Here is a 15377-nt window from a genome sequence, read left to right on the forward strand (position 1 = left end):
CTAGTCCTTCTCTTTTTCAAGTCAATTTCTTATCCGCGATTCAGGTTACTTACAGAGATTCCTTTAATATTTTTCAGTTTCTTGTTTCTAATCTTTTTCTTATTACTTTATTTAATTCAATACTTTTATATTTCCTATAACTTAAAAGGAATATGTAAAATTGTTTTTAATGATGAGAGGTATTTCAAGCTTCCACTAGAACCATTTAATTGTTTTTTATTAGTGTGTTACCTATCATTTTTTGGAGAGAAACACTAAATATAAAAAAAGGAGTTAACTTTAAAAAGCTGTATGGAAAAGATTTTTATTATTCAATAAATAAAGGGGAGTTCGAAAAAATGCTGAAGCAATACCCTAAATTATTTTATGTTCAATATTTAATATATTTTTCATGTTTTGCATTCATATTTTTATTAACAATAGCTTTTATTTTAGATAAATTCCTTTATTGATGGGAATAAGATCCGAGTTTAATACACTCGTTGAAGCTTTAGATGGGCTTTTAGATACCGTTGGTGATGATGAGTCGCATCTATTCATCAGCTTGGTGACTTAGTTTCAGCTTATGAACAAGAGTACCTACTGATGCCAAAGGGAGATGGTCGAGCTGATACTAGCAAAAAATTAAAGAATTTTAGCGTGTCAAAATGATCAATCAAACAAATATGTTTGTAAATGATATTTCGAATATTTTGTGAAAATATTGTGAATGATTTTTTATAACTCAAAAATCTGAAAAGCTCATTCGATAAATTTCATACAATTATGCTAAGATTGGTGAGTAAAAATCTCTTTTTTATATTGAACTAAATGTCTGAATTTAAAATAGAAACTCACCCACTCGAACCATTTTTACCAGCAAATGCAAAATTACTGATGCTGGGCAGTTTTCCACCACCGAAAACACGTTGGAAAATGGATTTTTATTATCCGAATTATCAGAACGTTATATCATATTATTGATGCAAGTTATTGAAATAAAAGTCTTTAGTGGGTAAAAGATAGGGGTCTCAATGTGAACAATTGGGACTTATAGAACATATAGAAAACAAGCACTTATAAATCCCAATTGTGAATCTAGTTTATGTCACATTGGCAAATGGTAAAGTAATTCCGACATCAACATCATTCCAAATAATTTCATGTCCCGCCTCATAATGTTCAGTCATTTTCACTGATGAATGTCCAGCTAAAGCCTGAGCACTTTTACCAGATTTTTTATGTAAAAAAATAGCAAAAGCTCGAATTTCATGAAACGTTGGGATTTGTCTTCCTTGTAAATTAGGATAGGCATTTGATAATTTAACTATCCGTAAAAACTCTTCTGATAGGTACAAAGGTAATATTTGAGTCCAATGTTCCTTATTATCATTCTTAGTTTTTCTTTTGGGTATTTGATGAATAACGAAAGGGCTTAAGACATTATCTGATTTACATCTGTCTAAAACTTTCTGTAATTCAGAATCAATTTTAATCCTGACATACCCAGCACCTTCCATTATTTCAAATTCATCTAATGGATCATCTGTAGTTTTTTGTTGAGCAATATGAATATAACCATCATAAATATCAGCCCATTTTAATTTAACAATATCAGAACGTCTTTGTGTGGTAAGCATTGATAAATCAATAGCATTTTGCATCCATAAAGGGGAGTGCCTTCTTATAATATCCAGTCCTTCAAGGGTATGCCGTTTTCTCTGTTTGGGTACATAACGTCGTAATGTAATTCTTGCAGGATTATCAGGGCATAGACCTTTACTAACTGCGACATCGAATATATTGCATAATAAACTTCGGACCGATTTACTATTTGATGCAGTCAATTCATCTAAATAATCATTAACCATTTTTAAGGTAATAGAATCTAAAGATTTTTCACCCCAATATCGATACAGTCTATTTAAATGGATCTGATAATTGCTTTTAGTATTCTCAGCTATCGGACGACCATCTTTTCGTCTTTTTTCAGACAAATATTTTTCAGAAAACTCTCTAAATGAAATAATTTTTCCTGTCACTTTTACAACAAGATCATCTTCCTGAATAAGCAAGGAATTTAATTTCCTTGCTGCTTGAAATGCTTTATTTTTATCAGTGCCCATACTGTGATATTTTCCTGTTATAGGGTGTCGATAACGCCAAGCGTTACCATTATCCCTATACAGATTGGCAGGTAGATCTTTATTACCTTTATAACGAGATCGTGCCATTTTTAACCTCTTAATACCCTATTCACCAAATCATCTCCAGTTTGGTTTTGGTAAGTTTCCCAATCGATATACCAAATTTTACCCTTTTGTTCGGCAGGCAGTTCACCTCGTCGGCATGAACGGGTGATCGTCTGGCGAGCTGGTGGAGTTGCATCATCCCCACCGTATACTCGTTTGATAAATTCCGAGACTTTAATTAGACAGGCCATAAAGTCACCTCCTTAATAAGTTCATACTTTCTATTTTTAATCTTGGCCATAAGTAGGCAAGATTCATTATTTTCAGGATTGGCCAACTTCTGATAACTTTGGTTATAACGAACCATGTCAGCTCTACTCATCAGAATTAGGTTTTCTAATCTGCAATCTGTTTTGTCCTGGTTCTTAAATGCTAGAACTTGATTCTTAGGAATCGGTCCATGTGTATTTTCCCAAATAACCCGATGCTTTAAATCAAATACGTTTGGCTCTGCGGTTTTAATCAAGACATAACCATCCTTTGAGCAAATACGCTCATAGCCAATTGGCTTCTTGTTCCAAGCTATCTGCCCAGCTTTAAAATTTCCTGAGTTTGGCTTACAGATACCCTTGGTACCTGTATTCCAAGGTTTTGAACCCTTTTCAAAACAACCAGTTCTACCCGTATTCCATTTATTACGTTTACACAAAGAGCTGATCTGGTCGACTGTGAATGTGGTATTAAACACTTCATTAACTTTCTGAGTTAATTCTCTTCGCCCTAACAAACAGTTAGATTTAATAAAATCTAACTGCTCTGTGGTGTATTTAATTGCAGTACCTTTTGGCATAGCTCACCCAATCAAAGATTGTGGAATAAGGGCAGGATCTGCATTCTTAATTCCACGATATTCGGCTACAAGCTTTGCGGCATTGAGACGCATGTTGTTATTCTTGATGACTTGTTCGCTAATTTTCTCAATCGCTTCAGCTTTTTGGATTTCAGCTTCAAGTGCGCTGCCTTTTAACTCTGGATTGCTTAGGCGATCAAGTTGAGCGAATAAGACAGCATTTAAATCCATAGGAGTATTAGTCATTTTGTTCTCCAAAGCGCTTCTTTAAACTTCGCATCAATCACAAGTTCTTCAATTTCACCGACACTGACATTGTGGAAAATGTGGTCCATCTTTGCCCCGAACACTGTGAGTGTTCGGGTGATTGTTGAGTATTTGAATTTCATGATGCATTCCCCAATGGGTTGAAGAAAGGATCTAACTCAGCACGACGTTTGTGTACCAATTCCATCAGCTGAGGCTGAACAAATTGGTCGCATGCTGATACATCAATCTCAAGGGCATCTAATTCAGTAAGATCCATAGCTTTCGAAATACGGACTGATAAAGATGCGTCCTCAACTGGTGGATTAAGCTCAACCAAGCGTACGTGAATTGCATCAATCAATGGTTTGCGTTGCTCTTCTGTCCAGGTGCTTGTGTATTTAATAAGTGCATTAGCTTCAGCTGGAGTTTTAGCAATTGCAGCGCGCTCAAGTAGGTCACTTAAAATAAGGGGATCTTGATCACTAGTCTTACTATGACCTTGGCCATCTTTTATTAGATTCTCTGCATCTTGTTGTAACTTTTTAAGTGCTTCAACACTTAAATCAGTAATCTCGTTTTTTGGAGCATACTGCTCTGGATCTAATTCAATTAACTTAGCTTCAACTAAGGCAAATAGATGGTGAATATGTTCTCGATCCAGATATCCGTTTGCAGAGAATGAGTAGCGAAGTGCTAAAACAGATTCAACTTTTACACACTCATTAATCTGAGAAGTGAATGACTCAACTATTTTCAATGGGTCAGTTTCGATTTTTTTACTTGGGAAATCACTTGGCATTTCATCTGAATGCTGGAGCGTTTCTACTTTTTCTGATGGTGTCTCATCCTTTTTACGGGATGCTTTTTTGGTTTTAACAGTTGGTTTCATGTATGTATGAAAATCTACAACCTTTATAACCAATTCATTTTCGACACCTAACAAGCTTTGAAACGCTTTAGCTTGTAATTCAGCATTAGCGAGATCTCGTTGCACAGAACCATTTTTAACAGCCAATACCAATTCTTCATATTCAGGAATGAATTGACCTTTAACAATACTGCCAGTATTTCCAATGAGAAATATGTCTTGTCCTTCTTCTAACTCGTCTAGAGAATAAGGTTTTAAGAATGTGAAATCATTGATAGTAATTTCATCAATCTTGATGCAAAACTCGTAACCAGGTTTAGCAAAAACAGTAGCAGGGAACTGATCTAAATCATCGAACTCAATGAGTTCACCTGCTACGCGACACATAATGTTTCGACCGGCCATCATTGCAGCAAAAGCTTCAGTACCATTTAAAATATTCATGTTCTTATCCTTCTATACTATTAATGACGTAGTGCTTGTTGCTGCTGATTTTGTTGAGGAGGAACTTCATCCCAACCCATTTGATCTGCCCGAGCGCGGCATGCACGCCGTATCGCTTCGTTGTATTGTGTATTGGCAAAAGTATTAATTGCTTTATCTAGCGTTTGAGGTTTTTTCGCATCACGAATTGCTACAAGGGCATCGTTATAGCGTTCACCAATAGGCTTTTGTTGTTGGCCATTACCATTTTGCTGGTTAGATCTTTGCTGATTGTCAGCACTACGGTTTGCCTGTTGAGTCTGGTTGTTGTTCTGCTGCGAGTTATTTCGAGCATTATTGTTGACCTGATGATGATATTCATCAGAGTCATAGTCTTTGGTGTCATCAATCAGGAATAAGCCATTTAGAGCATACTTACGTGCATAAGAACTAGATGCACCAAAAGTTTGAGCAACGTCCATACCTTTCTTACTGATCTCTACACCTGCATGGGCTTGAACCATCGTTTCTTTGCCATTGGCATCGGTAAAGATAACTTTTGCTGTTACGACTACAACAGGTCCAACTTCCTGAACTTCGTCTGTAATGACCAGTGACGCATTGTATTTTTGCAGTAGGGGCTTAACTGCTTCCAGAATATCTTCACAGTTACGGTAGTTATAGTTACCAAAAGTATTACGCTTGCTTTTAGGCGCTTTAAGTTCAAGTTGAATAAGCTGCAATACATTCACTGGTTGCTCTACAGCATTTGTGTTTTGTTGATTTGTATTTGTCATATCCGTTACTCCTTAAGCACCAACCCAGCCCATACGTTTTTTATACGAACGACGGTCTCGTAACGGGATGTGTGAAGACTGCAAGCCAATTGCTAAAGCTTTGCGTTTTTGGAAAGCGCGTTCACGTTCATTAGCTTCTTGAACCCATGGCAATGCTTCTAAGCTTTTGCGCAAAGCCTCATCAAGGTTGTCTAAGCTAAGCAACCAATTAACGTATCCATGGTTAAGATCAACAAGGGCAGTGCCTTTAAACTTCCCGAAGTTGATAACTTCTATTGTTTCCACTTTAGAGTTTGCATTCATGGCTTAACTCCTGCTTTAACAAGGTGTTCAGTTTGAGCAGCAGTTTGGTGACGATCGGCAGAACAGCTTGTGAAACCTGAAATGATTGCAGCACCAATAACAATTGCGATTAGCGCAGCAGGTGCAAGACCTGATGATTTGTACTGCACCGTGTTTTCAGGAGTAGGCGGTTGATAAAGGGGAGTCGTCGCAGGACTCTTCTTGATAGTTTTGGATGTTTGATTCATACTTATCTCACTCTATGAGTAAAAGCACATTTGATTTCGAGGTCGGTGTGCTTTTTTGTTATCTGGTGAAATAAATATAACTATAGTTATTTTTATAGTCAATAGAAAATTAATGAAAATATACCTATAGTTATATTTAAATATAATTTTAATAATTTTTATGATTTAATAGACAAAAGAAAACCCATCACTGGGATGGGTTTATGCGGGGTTTGATATGACAATAGTTGAGTTTAGGGCTGATCTTTATAAAACCTATATTGCATCAGGCATGCAGGATCATGTGCTAATTCAAGAATACATAAATATTGCGGAAGCTTTCGTTTTTCATGAAAAGAAATTCACCAAGAGTGAGTGGGAGCAACTGACGAGAAAGCTTGCTGAAAACCCAAACTAATCTGATTGCTTAACAATTTCTAAGCATTCTAAATAAGTTTCCTTCCAGTATTGAGTGTCTCCAGATTTGGAGTTTTCTTTGTAGTAAGCTGGGTTTTTCGAGCTGATACGAGTTTGAATTATCTTTTCTGCTAACTCGATCGCTAAACGCTTTTCTTCAATTGTAGCCATATTTATCTCCACCCGATCTGTTCTAAGGAGCTGCGTAGGGTTCGCAGTTTTTATTTAACTTCATTGATGCATCTAAAAACAAACTCAATAATATCAACGTCACATTACTTAATCCTAACATTGAATATTGTCTTTGCCTTTGTAGTAGTCCAGAGCAATTTTTAAATCTTTATCTAGCTTGGCTTGAGTAAATTCGTTTGGGAAATGTTTACGCAAAAGAGGAGCATACTCTTTATTGTAAACATTTGGATAATCAATACACAGAATTTGTTTACGTTCAGTCATAGCAGTTTTAGGATCATCTAATTTATCTAAATATCCATTAATAATTGCATCTAACTTCTCAAATCTTGCAGATGTATCAGTGTCGGTCACTGGAGGAGCGGATTCTTGTTTTGAGCATCCACTCAAGATTGCAAGAAGAGCTAGTGTTAAGTATGTTTTTATTTTCATAATGATTGCCAATTAAGTTTTAAGTTATCATTTTTAAGTATATTTTTTGGTGGTCAAATTACACATAACAATGGAAAATTCCCAAGCTTTTTAGGTAACCTAGAATCCTTAAAATTCTAACTACAGCTACCACTCCAGAGGGCATTCATGATATCCGGTGTAATGATTGAAGTGCTCGCATCACTTTCTACAACAGCATGATCTTCTTTGGGATCATATATGTATCTACTATAACCAGTATAACCACCAAGTTTATTTTTTGCGTTTACTTCGCCGCAGTTGCCGTTCTGGTTTCTGAATTTTGCGGAATCAGGGTCAATCAATCTCGCTCTCACCCCATCTTCTGCCTTTTTAATCACGGCAGCTTTTTCTGCTTCGGCTTTTTGAACATACTCTTTGGCTTGAGCCTCACTTTTAATTTTCTCTTGTTCAGCCTTTATTGTTTTAATCTTTTCAGCTTCAAGTAAGCGTTGCTTAGACTCCGCAGCCAATCTTTCCTCATTAATCTTGTCTTGCTCAAGCTTTTGTTGATGAGCGATCTCAGCTTGCTTTAATCGCTCTGCATCAGACTTGTTACTCTGACTCATAGCGTAGAATGCGATTACCACAACAAGAATTAATCCAAGCAAAGCGTACTTCACAGTTGAAACCCTCTATATCTATGTAATTAACCAGCTCGCCAAAATTCACGACCCATAAATTTGAAATTTTTGCATCTTCAGTATTTAAATTTCCTATTGTGAGCCACAACAACGCCAATTATTGATATATCTATCTGATTCGAGTTAAGCGTTGGGAAGTCTGGATTCAATGGAACAAGTTCAATAATATCAACCCCAAACTCATTAATCCCAATCACACGATACTTTTTAAAAGTTGTTCTTGCTTCGCCATGCTTTATTTCTTGAGCAATCACAAGGGCACCTGGTTTTGCTTCAAGTGAACCATCTACCACAATTTCATCACCCGGTTGAAATTCCGGAGACATGCTCGAACCTTCTACCTTTAGAGAAAATACGCATTCAGGACGCGCACTCTTATATGTTGTCCAGCTAGTCCCTAACGGATTTAAGCCATCGTAACCAACCTCATGAAAGAGTCCAGCCTGAACATAATCAAGTAAAGGGATAGCTTGTAAGGGAGCGTCGAGAATAGAAACATTACTTTCTAGCTGAATATTGTCTGGTTTATCACTTGGTTTTGTATCTTCTGTTCCATTGCCAGTTGTCAACCAGAGCACATCCACATTTAAAAAACTTGCAATCATTGGAAGGAAGGATGATTTCTGATTGCGCCCAGACTCTAAAGCTTGATAAGCAGGCTGAGACATTTTCACAGCTTCCGCAACTTCTGCTTGAGTTTTCCCTGCACGCTTTCTTGACTGCTTGAGCCTGTCTTTTAATTCCATCTTTCACAACCCCGAAATCTTGATAACAAATATATAACCTTAGTTATATAAGTGCAAATAACTATAGTTATTGACTATAAATAACTATAGTTATAATATTGGTTATATCGTTTGAGGATATAACTATGAGCGAAAACACAAACAATATTTTCCAGAAACTTGTTAATCACTTTGGTGGTCAAGAAAACACAGCTACAGCCCTTGGTGTAAAGCAACCTGCAGTTTCTGGCTGGGTTCGCGGTACAAAAAATATGTCTGGAATCGTAGCTATGCGAGCTCAAGCTGCAACCAATGGAAAATTTAAAGCAGTCGAGCTTTGCCCATCATTGAATGAATTTAAACAACTCACCGCATAACCAATTATGTTTCGGTCAATCTTTTAAATAAACGTGAAATAAAACAAGGATTTCACAATGCAAGAAATATCACTAAGCAGTGAAGCACAAACAGCACTTTTTAAAATGATTAACCAGACTAAAGGCATTTCACCAAAAGAAATTGCACAGGTTACTGGTGACTCGCATAACACAATTTGCAACTACGGCAATGTAAGAATGCCAAATCACTTACCGAGTCTTAAGAAACTCGAAACCATCATGATGTTCACGCAAAGCCCTGAACTTCTAAAAGTATGGGCACATCAATTGGGCTACGCCTTGGTTCCAGTGAACTGCGATCCATGCAAGCATCATGAGTTATCAATTTTTGAAGCAATGATGCAACACAACATTAAGAGCGGAAAAGCTAACCATGTTGTGTATGAGGCTTATGAAGATGGGGTGATTACACCTGCTGAGTACGAAGAGATCCATCAACTTACTCAAGGTTTAACAGAGCTGATTGCTGCTGTTGATCAAGCAGCACTTAAACAAATGAAGAAATACACAGCAAATTTTGAAAAAGAAAAAGCCTGATGGTCTAGATCAGGCTTTTAGATATTCGACACTTGCGGAGTGAATATATGCAAACAAATTTAGCACAACAAGTAATTGAGCACAATGAAGATTTTTTAATCGGGGATGTCGTTGTACTTGAGGGTATTCCACTTGATTTTGATGCGCTTTACCACGTGACAGAGGTTTATGAAAACACAGTGGATGTTTTTATCGGCATGGGGGTTTTGACAATAAATAAAAGATTTGTCCGTAGTGCTTCAACCACGGAACTTATGACAAAACGCCGTCTAACTGAAGCTGAACACTCAATAGCGGAGGTTCCATGATTACCAACAAGGTACTGAAAAAACAGCCTGAGCATAAACATGTTCAGGGCGTCCAGTCATGGTATGAGCCAGCACTTCGCACATTAGAGGGTTTGCTAGAGATCCGAAAAGCCAACTTACGCAAAATTAACCGAGACGAATCCAATGCAGCGGTTATGCGTGATGAATTAATAGAAATGCTGATGACCGAACATCGAATCTCGGCTTGGTATGCAGGAGAGATCATTGCAAGCCTGTTACGTGCCGAGCGAATCATGATGTTTGGTCGGTTTATACAGATTATTGAAAAGGAAGGTGAAGCGTGAGCCTAGATGCAACCAAATGGGCATGGGGTGTTCAATTTCCTGATCGCAAAAATGGTAGCTTAAAACCACTAAAACGATTGGTGCTTTTGTCACTTGCTGATCGTGCTGGAGAAGACCACACCTGCTACCCAAGTGTTAACCGTTTAAAAGACGACACCACACTTGACCGTAAAACCGTATTGAAGATTATTGCTGAACTTATTGAAGATGGCTTAATTCAAGATACAGGGGAGCGTAAAGGAGCAACCAAACAAGTTAAGGTATACCGCTTGTGTGGTGTTTCTGGACGAGAAAATAAAACAGTACCAACAACGGAACACTTTAATCAGGAAAGCCCCGATTTAAACAGTCCCAATAACGGAACAGTACCAACAACGGAACAGTTCCATTGTTCCCTTGAAACAGTCCCAACAATCCCACCTAACAGTCCCAACAATGGGACACGGAATCTACCAAAGAATCTTCCAGATGAATCTAAAAATAAAAAAGATTGGCTTTGCTTCAAAAAACTTCGAGAAGAAATTTCTTTGGCCGATGACAGCATCGATCCAAAAACCATCCTGACAGCGAAATGGGCGGAACGGGAAAAACGCGCATTCGAGATTTACAACCAAGACAAATCCCTTTGCGATGAACTCATGAACTTTCACTTTGCCGATTGGTTGCTGAACGCATATCGAAGCAAGTACTCCCAAGAGACCAAAGCGGGATACAGTAAAACACCTACAGCCAATAACCCAAAACACCTGACTGAAAAACAGATAGCCACTTTCGCACAGAAACTCGCTCACCATCCTGAATTTTCAAGCAAGTACAGCGAACCAGGTGAGTCCTTTGAAAAACTCGCAGCACGCATCGCCGTAAAACTCGAAGATCCAACCCAAGCCAAAAAATGGGAGTCCTACCTGAAACAGGTTGGTTTCAGTGGCAACTTGAAGGAGGTGGCATGAGTTCAATCAGCATTGCCCATTACCGCGAAATGTTTCCACAGCCTAAGCAACCGAAGGGAAAGAGCAAAGGCAACAAGTTTAAAGCAGAAAAGGTTGAACTAGATGGAATGACCTTTGACAGCAAAAAGGAGCATCGACGGTATATCGAACTTAAGGCAATGCAGCAACGTGGTGAGATCCGAGATCTAAAGCACCACACCAAATTTGAATTGGCACCTAAAACCAAAATTGAAGGAGAGAAACGAGCAAAACCAGCTTTGAGATACTTTGCTGATTTCACGTATTACCGCAGTACTGGAGAGTTTGTAGTGGAGGATGTGAAATCGGTAGCGACAAGAAAATTAGCGAGTTATCGCAACAAGAAACACTTGATGAAAACAGTGCACAACATAGACGTAAGAGAAGTTTGAGGATAGAGCATGAATGCGGTTACGGAAATTAAGCCAACACTACGAATGATGCAGAATGAACTTGAGCAATGGGGGAAATGGGCGAGAAATGCACACTACAATCCAAGTGAGTTGAGCTATCAATCGCCGTCATTGGGGTTGATGCGCTTAAAAGAGGGGCAGAAAAGTTCAGGTGTAAAGATTGTGTTGGATGATGATGCTTTGATTGCTATTGATCATCTGGTTACTCAGTTAAAGTTTTCGCGTCCTGATTTGTTTCAGTGGATTGAGTTCTATTACTTAAAAGGTTATCCAGTTGCTGTTTTGGCGAGTCAAACAAAGGTGGATCGACGTAACATTGATAAGTATCTGTTGGCAGCGGAGACTTGGTTGGATAGTCGTTTAGATGTTCTTTGTGAATGCGTGTAAGATAAACAGCATTAAATGCATTATGAGAAAAATAAGTGGAACATGAGCTTATGGCTATTGCAGCAACAATTCATGCAGCAGAAATACAGGCTAGTGCAACTAAAATAGCTGCAATTTATGGAGGGCTTGCTTTAGGGGTTGGTGTTTTTGCTTCTTGGTTAACTTCATTGCATCTCCAAAAGGTAGCAAGATTAGCCGAGACTAGAAGAGATGTTTATTTAGAATTAGTTGAATCATATTCATTAATGATAACTGGGTTTCAACTACTCTTATCTGACCTTGAAAAGCATTGGGAAACTCAACAAACTCTAATCTTGAATTTTAGTAAATCTGTCGACAAGACAGCTTTTATCTGCGAAACGAAAACAAAAGAAAAAATACTGAATTTTCTAGAACAGTTTGCTGAAAAAATACAAGAATTACGTGCTGAGATTAATCCTTTGATTGCTAGAAAAGGAGAGATTGATAATTTATTCAATAGACATAGTAGAGCCATGGAGCTTTTTAACAATGCTGCTATGGAAATGGAAAGAATAAAGATTCACGGCGATGGAGAAGATCGTATACCTCGTATTAATAAATATTTTGATGAAAAACTTGAAGAAAGTGATGAATATATAAAGAATATGAGTGAAATTGCAGATGATATAAAAACTAAATCTGCATCAATTAAACCATTGTTAACGACATTAATAAATGAATCAAATACTAATGCTAATTTAATAGTTCATTTGCTTCGCAAGGAATTAGGAGCGAAGACGGATATCGAACTTGATAAAAAACTTCAAACTAAGCTAACAATTGATTAAATACCTATTGAATTGCGCGCAGCAACATGGCATATTTGTGTTATAAGTGACCGAAGTGTAAATAGCGCACTTGGTTGATTTAAAAGCTCATCGAAAGGTGGGCTTTTTTGTTTTTATGTATAATAATTATTCATTTCATATAATAAGGAAAAACAATGCCTTTTGCAGAGTTAATGACTGATTTGGTGTCAATCTATGATCGGAATGGGAATATAATTAAAGAGGGTGTTAAATCAAGTGTGCAGGGTGGTAAAGCTGTACACACTTTGAATGCTGATTTTCCAGTTGAAATTGGGTATTTTGTTGAGCGTAAAATTCAAAATGGTGTTATTGAGCGATATAAAGTTTTAGAGCCTAATTATTACAATGCTTTCCATGGGATTCCCGCGCATTATCAGATGAAGGTTGTAAATATAAATGCTATTCCTGATCCAAGAACATCATCTACAGTAAACAACATTCATGCTTCAGGTAATGCTCGCGTTTATCAGCAAAGTGTAGATAACTCGACAAATACTTATTCTTCATCTGAATACAAAGAAGCTTTAAGTCAAGTTAAGTCGGATATTCTCGATTTAGAACTTGATCCAATAGATAGCGCATTGGTTGCAAAAGCAATCACAAAAATTACTGAAGAAGTTGAAACAGGCAGCCCTAATAAAGATAAATTAGGCGCTTACCTATCTTTATTGCCTTCAGCAGTTGCTGCTCTTGATTCAGTTGTGAAGTTGGCTGCTATGGCTGGACTTGGATGAATGAATAAATAAACGCCAGTTTTTAACTGAAAGTCTCCTTATGGGGGCTTTTTTGTTGCTTGGAGAAAGACCATGCTTCGATTATTGATGTGTTTGTTTGGGTTACACGGTGCGACAGAGATTGATTACACGATTGACGATGAAGAAATCAAAGTGTGCCGAAATTGTTTGAAAGAAGTTAAAGACTAGCCGAACGTATTACGGCACATAAGACCCCGCTAAATATGCATTATTGGCGGGGTTTTATATTTTTAATATTAAATATTTAAATTACAATGGATTAATTTTATTTAATTAATATTCAATAGTAATGATATGAGCACACTCCCTCAGAAAATTGTTCAAACAAGCGAAAATACAAGATATTTATTTGCCTCTACAGATACTACCGCCATTTATTCTTTCGCATTAGCTGCATTTATGGGTGTAATACTTGCCCTAATAGGGGTATTTCTTGCTTGGTGGTATGGGAAAAAAAGCTTTGATCTTACCAGTAAGTCGTTTGAGATAACTGTTCAGCAAATTTTAACAAGTATTGATGCAGCAAGAGATAATACAGAAAAAACTTTTCAGATGAATCTTGATTTAATTCAAAGTCAAAGAGAAATACAACATAAAGAATTGAATTTTAGGTACATGCATGAGTGGGTTCAAAGTTTTGATAACCTGAGCTCCGGGTATCTGGGCGAAGTTTACTCTTTTATAAAATTAATAAATAGCTATGTAATGCGCGATGAATTGGCGTTAGGAGACATTGATAAACAATGGGAAAACCATGTACAGACATTAGACGCAATTGATCTAAAGCTTCAGGGCATCTCAATACTAAAATTTAAACTTTTATTGCTTCTGAATAAACAGTCAGAGCTTGAAATTAAGATTATTGATGATCTTAATTTTATGGATGATTGGATAAGAAGTGAATACATTGAAAATTGCTTTGCACATAAAATTGCTATTGATTGGGAGGGTTCGGCTTATATGCAATTTTTCAGTAGGGTTCAACAATGCAAGAAAAATATGATTGAGTTTAGATTGAGTAAAACTTCTGAGCAATTGGATAGTTTTTAAGATTAATCAAACCACCTTCGGGTGGTTTTTTTTATTGGGCGTAATTTATGAACGAAAAAGACTACTTTTGGAAAACCAAAAAGCGCCCACCCAAAACCAAGCCAAGGTCTAAACCATTGCCTAAGGCCAAAGATACATATCTGGAAGCAGAAGAAGAATTTCAGCAGGCCTTAGATGCCTTAGGTATCAAGTATGAAAAGAAATTTCATTTCAAATCCACTAAGCACTGGCGGTTTGATTTTCATTTAATTGAGCATCGAATCTTAGTTGAAATATCTGGTGGTCCTTGGTCAGGCGGGCGCCGTGGAAAATTAGCGAATAAAGCTTGGAGCATGGATCGATATGATCATGCTGCCGATATGGGTTTTACCGTTGTTCGATTAGAGTCTGCCAATAGATATAAGATTGATGAATTTGGCCCATTACAGATAGAAGCTAAATTTGCATCTCAATGGCTCAAAAACTTAAAGAGAGAATCATTCAATGGACCAAATCAGACCATTCCCGCCAACGGATCTGATTGATCAGGCGGAGGAAGAAGAAGCAATACGCTTGGCACCCGCCGTTGAGTTAAAAGACTGGGTGATTAAAAATTTCTTAACGCTTGGTGGTGAACTTCACAATCCAGACCATGACCATATTGCTGAGCTGCTTCATGATGATGAAACCTTCCTAGCTTTTACTTGGGCATCATCTGCATGCATGGCTAAAAAGCGCATGGTGTTGGGCCAATGTGAAAAAGTAATGTTTAACCAAGGTGGATGGAAGAAAGCACGCCAGGAACAACAAATGCGAGATTGGTTTGGTTATGTGCCTGTCTATCTAATCACTATAGATGCGAGCTTTTGTGAAAACTCGAATGACCGTGACTTCTGCGCATTGATCGAGCATGAGCTTTACCATATCGGTGTCGAGCGTGACGAAGATGGTGAAATTATCTATAGCGACCATACTGGATTACCCAAGCATTATTTGGCTGGCCATGATGTGGAAGAGTTCATTGGTGTGGTCAAACGCTGGGGAGCAAACGAGAACGTCCAAAGGCTTGTTGAGGTTGCTAAACAAGCGCCGTTTGTATCAGAGAAGAATATTGCAGCGTGTTGTGGGACTTGTTTAATTAATTGAGCCTTA

26 protein-coding genes and 2 pseudogenes are annotated in these 15377 nt (G+C 37.5%); 15 read left to right on the plus strand and 13 right to left on the minus strand.

The genetic code is table 11. The features are described 5' to 3' along the window. Nucleotides 1-466: 466 nt before the first annotated feature. A pseudogene (locus tag F4W09_RS17440) lies at nt 467-609 on the plus strand (transcriptional regulator); the annotation flags it as partial. A gap of 201 nt (nt 610-810) precedes the next feature. After that, a pseudogene (locus F4W09_RS14745) lies at nt 811-945 on the plus strand (uracil-DNA glycosylase family protein); the annotation flags it as partial. Nucleotides 946-1082: 137 nt separating this feature from the next. Here the strand turns inward: F4W09_RS14745 and F4W09_RS14750 are convergent. From F4W09_RS14750 to F4W09_RS14785, 9 genes are read right to left on the minus strand one after another with little or no spacing between them, the layout of a single operon-like run. Continuing rightward, nucleotides 1083-2213: a phage integrase Arm DNA-binding domain-containing protein gene (locus tag F4W09_RS14750; protein WP_151505201.1), complete on the minus strand. Its 1131-nt coding sequence runs from the start codon at nt 2211-2213 to the stop codon at nt 1083-1085. A 2-nt stretch (nt 2214-2215) separates the two neighbouring features. Then, nucleotides 2216-2422: a hypothetical protein gene (locus F4W09_RS14755; protein WP_151505202.1), complete on the minus strand. Its 207-nt coding sequence runs from the start codon at nt 2420-2422 to the stop codon at nt 2216-2218. Continuing rightward, nucleotides 2410-3021 (minus strand): HNH endonuclease signature motif containing protein, encoded by a 612-nt coding sequence (locus F4W09_RS14760; RefSeq protein WP_151505203.1) that lies wholly within the window; start codon nt 3019-3021, stop codon nt 2410-2412. Before F4W09_RS14760 ends, F4W09_RS14755 begins: the two co-directional genes overlap by 13 nt. A 3-nt stretch (nt 3022-3024) precedes the next feature. After that, nucleotides 3025-3267: a hypothetical protein gene (locus tag F4W09_RS14765; protein WP_151505204.1), complete on the minus strand. Its 243-nt coding sequence runs from the start codon at nt 3265-3267 to the stop codon at nt 3025-3027. Further along, nucleotides 3264-3410, minus strand: a complete 147-nt coding sequence (locus F4W09_RS17165; RefSeq protein ID WP_171492445.1) for a hypothetical protein — start codon at nt 3408-3410, stop codon at nt 3264-3266. The genes F4W09_RS14765 and F4W09_RS17165 overlap by 4 nt, the downstream gene beginning before the upstream one ends. Then, complete coding sequence (locus F4W09_RS14770) at nt 3407-4582, minus strand: hypothetical protein (protein WP_151505205.1); 1176 nt, start codon at nt 4580-4582, stop codon at nt 3407-3409. Before F4W09_RS14770 ends, F4W09_RS17165 begins: the two co-directional genes overlap by 4 nt. 20 nt (nt 4583-4602) lie before the next feature. Continuing rightward, nucleotides 4603-5358, minus strand: a complete 756-nt coding sequence (locus F4W09_RS14775) for an ERF family protein (protein WP_151505206.1) — start codon at nt 5356-5358, stop codon at nt 4603-4605. A gap of 12 nt (nt 5359-5370) precedes the next feature. Then, nucleotides 5371-5661 (minus strand): hypothetical protein, encoded by a 291-nt coding sequence (locus F4W09_RS14780; RefSeq protein WP_151505207.1) that lies wholly within the window; start codon nt 5659-5661, stop codon nt 5371-5373. After that, nucleotides 5658-5888 carry a hypothetical protein gene (locus F4W09_RS14785; protein WP_151505208.1) on the minus strand — a complete coding sequence of 77 codons (231 nt, stop codon included), beginning with the start codon at nt 5886-5888 and terminating at the stop codon, nt 5658-5660. Before F4W09_RS14785 ends, F4W09_RS14780 begins: the two co-directional genes overlap by 4 nt. Nucleotides 5889-6105: 217 nt before the next feature. Between F4W09_RS14785 and F4W09_RS14790 the strand changes: the two genes are divergently transcribed. Continuing rightward, nucleotides 6106-6285 (plus strand): hypothetical protein, encoded by a 180-nt coding sequence (locus tag F4W09_RS14790; protein WP_151505209.1) that lies wholly within the window; start codon nt 6106-6108, stop codon nt 6283-6285. On the opposite strand, the gene F4W09_RS17170 is transcribed toward F4W09_RS14790, so the two are convergent. The 4 genes from F4W09_RS17170 to F4W09_RS14805 all read right to left on the minus strand — a co-directional run bounded on the left by F4W09_RS17170 (nt 6282) and on the right by F4W09_RS14805 (nt 8316). Continuing rightward, nucleotides 6282-6455, minus strand: coding sequence for a hypothetical protein (locus F4W09_RS17170; RefSeq protein WP_171492446.1), 174 nt, complete (start codon nt 6453-6455; stop codon nt 6282-6284). The genes F4W09_RS14790 and F4W09_RS17170 overlap by 4 nt on opposite strands. Before the next feature lie 114 nt (nt 6456-6569). Further along, nucleotides 6570-6908 carry a hypothetical protein gene (locus F4W09_RS14795; protein ID WP_244948581.1) on the minus strand — a complete coding sequence of 113 codons (339 nt, stop codon included), beginning with the start codon at nt 6906-6908 and terminating at the stop codon, nt 6570-6572. A 116-nt stretch (nt 6909-7024) separates the two neighbouring features. Beyond that, nucleotides 7025-7549, minus strand: a complete 525-nt coding sequence (locus F4W09_RS14800) for an SPFH domain-containing protein (protein WP_151505210.1) — start codon at nt 7547-7549, stop codon at nt 7025-7027. Between the two features lie 77 nt (nt 7550-7626). Beyond that, nucleotides 7627-8316, minus strand: coding sequence for a LexA family protein (locus F4W09_RS14805; protein WP_151505211.1), 690 nt, complete (start codon nt 8314-8316; stop codon nt 7627-7629). 125 nt (nt 8317-8441) lie between these two features. Between F4W09_RS14805 and F4W09_RS14810 the strand changes: the two genes are divergently transcribed. From F4W09_RS14810 to F4W09_RS14865, 12 genes are all read left to right on the plus strand, one after another. Continuing rightward, nucleotides 8442-8672, plus strand: coding sequence for a Cro/CI family transcriptional regulator (locus tag F4W09_RS14810; RefSeq protein WP_151505212.1), 231 nt, complete (start codon nt 8442-8444; stop codon nt 8670-8672). A 57-nt stretch (nt 8673-8729) separates the two neighbouring features. Next, entirely contained in the window at nt 8730-9230 is a 501-nt protein-coding gene (locus F4W09_RS14815) for a phage regulatory CII family protein (protein ID WP_151505213.1), read from the plus strand. 47 nt (nt 9231-9277) lie between these two features. Then, nucleotides 9278-9538: a hypothetical protein gene (locus F4W09_RS14820; protein WP_151505214.1), complete on the plus strand. Its 261-nt coding sequence runs from the start codon at nt 9278-9280 to the stop codon at nt 9536-9538. Further along, complete coding sequence (locus F4W09_RS14825; protein WP_151505215.1) at nt 9535-9843, plus strand: hypothetical protein; 309 nt, start codon at nt 9535-9537, stop codon at nt 9841-9843. The genes F4W09_RS14820 and F4W09_RS14825 overlap by 4 nt, the downstream gene beginning before the upstream one ends. Next, nucleotides 9840-10793, plus strand: a complete 954-nt coding sequence (locus tag F4W09_RS14830) for a helix-turn-helix domain-containing protein (RefSeq protein ID WP_151505216.1) — start codon at nt 9840-9842, stop codon at nt 10791-10793. The genes F4W09_RS14825 and F4W09_RS14830 overlap by 4 nt, the downstream gene beginning before the upstream one ends. Then, complete coding sequence (locus F4W09_RS14835; protein WP_151505217.1) at nt 10790-11203, plus strand: DUF1064 domain-containing protein; 414 nt, start codon at nt 10790-10792, stop codon at nt 11201-11203. Before F4W09_RS14830 ends, F4W09_RS14835 begins: the two co-directional genes overlap by 4 nt. A 9-nt stretch (nt 11204-11212) precedes the next feature. Continuing rightward, complete coding sequence (locus tag F4W09_RS14840) at nt 11213-11611, plus strand: antiterminator Q family protein (RefSeq protein ID WP_151505218.1); 399 nt, start codon at nt 11213-11215, stop codon at nt 11609-11611. A gap of 50 nt (nt 11612-11661) precedes the next feature. After that, nucleotides 11662-12420 (plus strand): hypothetical protein, encoded by a 759-nt coding sequence (locus tag F4W09_RS14845; RefSeq protein ID WP_244948582.1) that lies wholly within the window; start codon nt 11662-11664, stop codon nt 12418-12420. 155 nt (nt 12421-12575) lie between these two features. Then, on the plus strand, nt 12576-13175 hold the full coding sequence (locus tag F4W09_RS14850) for a hypothetical protein (protein WP_151505220.1): 600 nt from the start codon (nt 12576-12578) through the stop codon (nt 13173-13175). A gap of 315 nt (nt 13176-13490) precedes the next feature. Further along, nucleotides 13491-14246, plus strand: a complete 756-nt coding sequence (locus F4W09_RS14855) for a hypothetical protein (RefSeq protein WP_151505221.1) — start codon at nt 13491-13493, stop codon at nt 14244-14246. Nucleotides 14247-14293: 47 nt separating this feature from the next. Then, complete coding sequence (locus F4W09_RS14860) at nt 14294-14770, plus strand: hypothetical protein (protein WP_151505222.1); 477 nt, start codon at nt 14294-14296, stop codon at nt 14768-14770. After that, complete coding sequence (locus F4W09_RS14865; protein ID WP_151505223.1) at nt 14730-15371, plus strand: putative metallopeptidase; 642 nt, start codon at nt 14730-14732, stop codon at nt 15369-15371. Before F4W09_RS14860 ends, F4W09_RS14865 begins: the two co-directional genes overlap by 41 nt. The last annotated feature ends 6 nt before the right edge of the window (nt 15372-15377 follow it).

Origin of the sequence: Acinetobacter tandoii, from assembly GCF_008867985.1 — a bacterium.
In the GTDB taxonomy this organism is placed as follows: Bacteria; Pseudomonadota; Gammaproteobacteria; order Pseudomonadales; family Moraxellaceae; genus Acinetobacter; species Acinetobacter tandoii.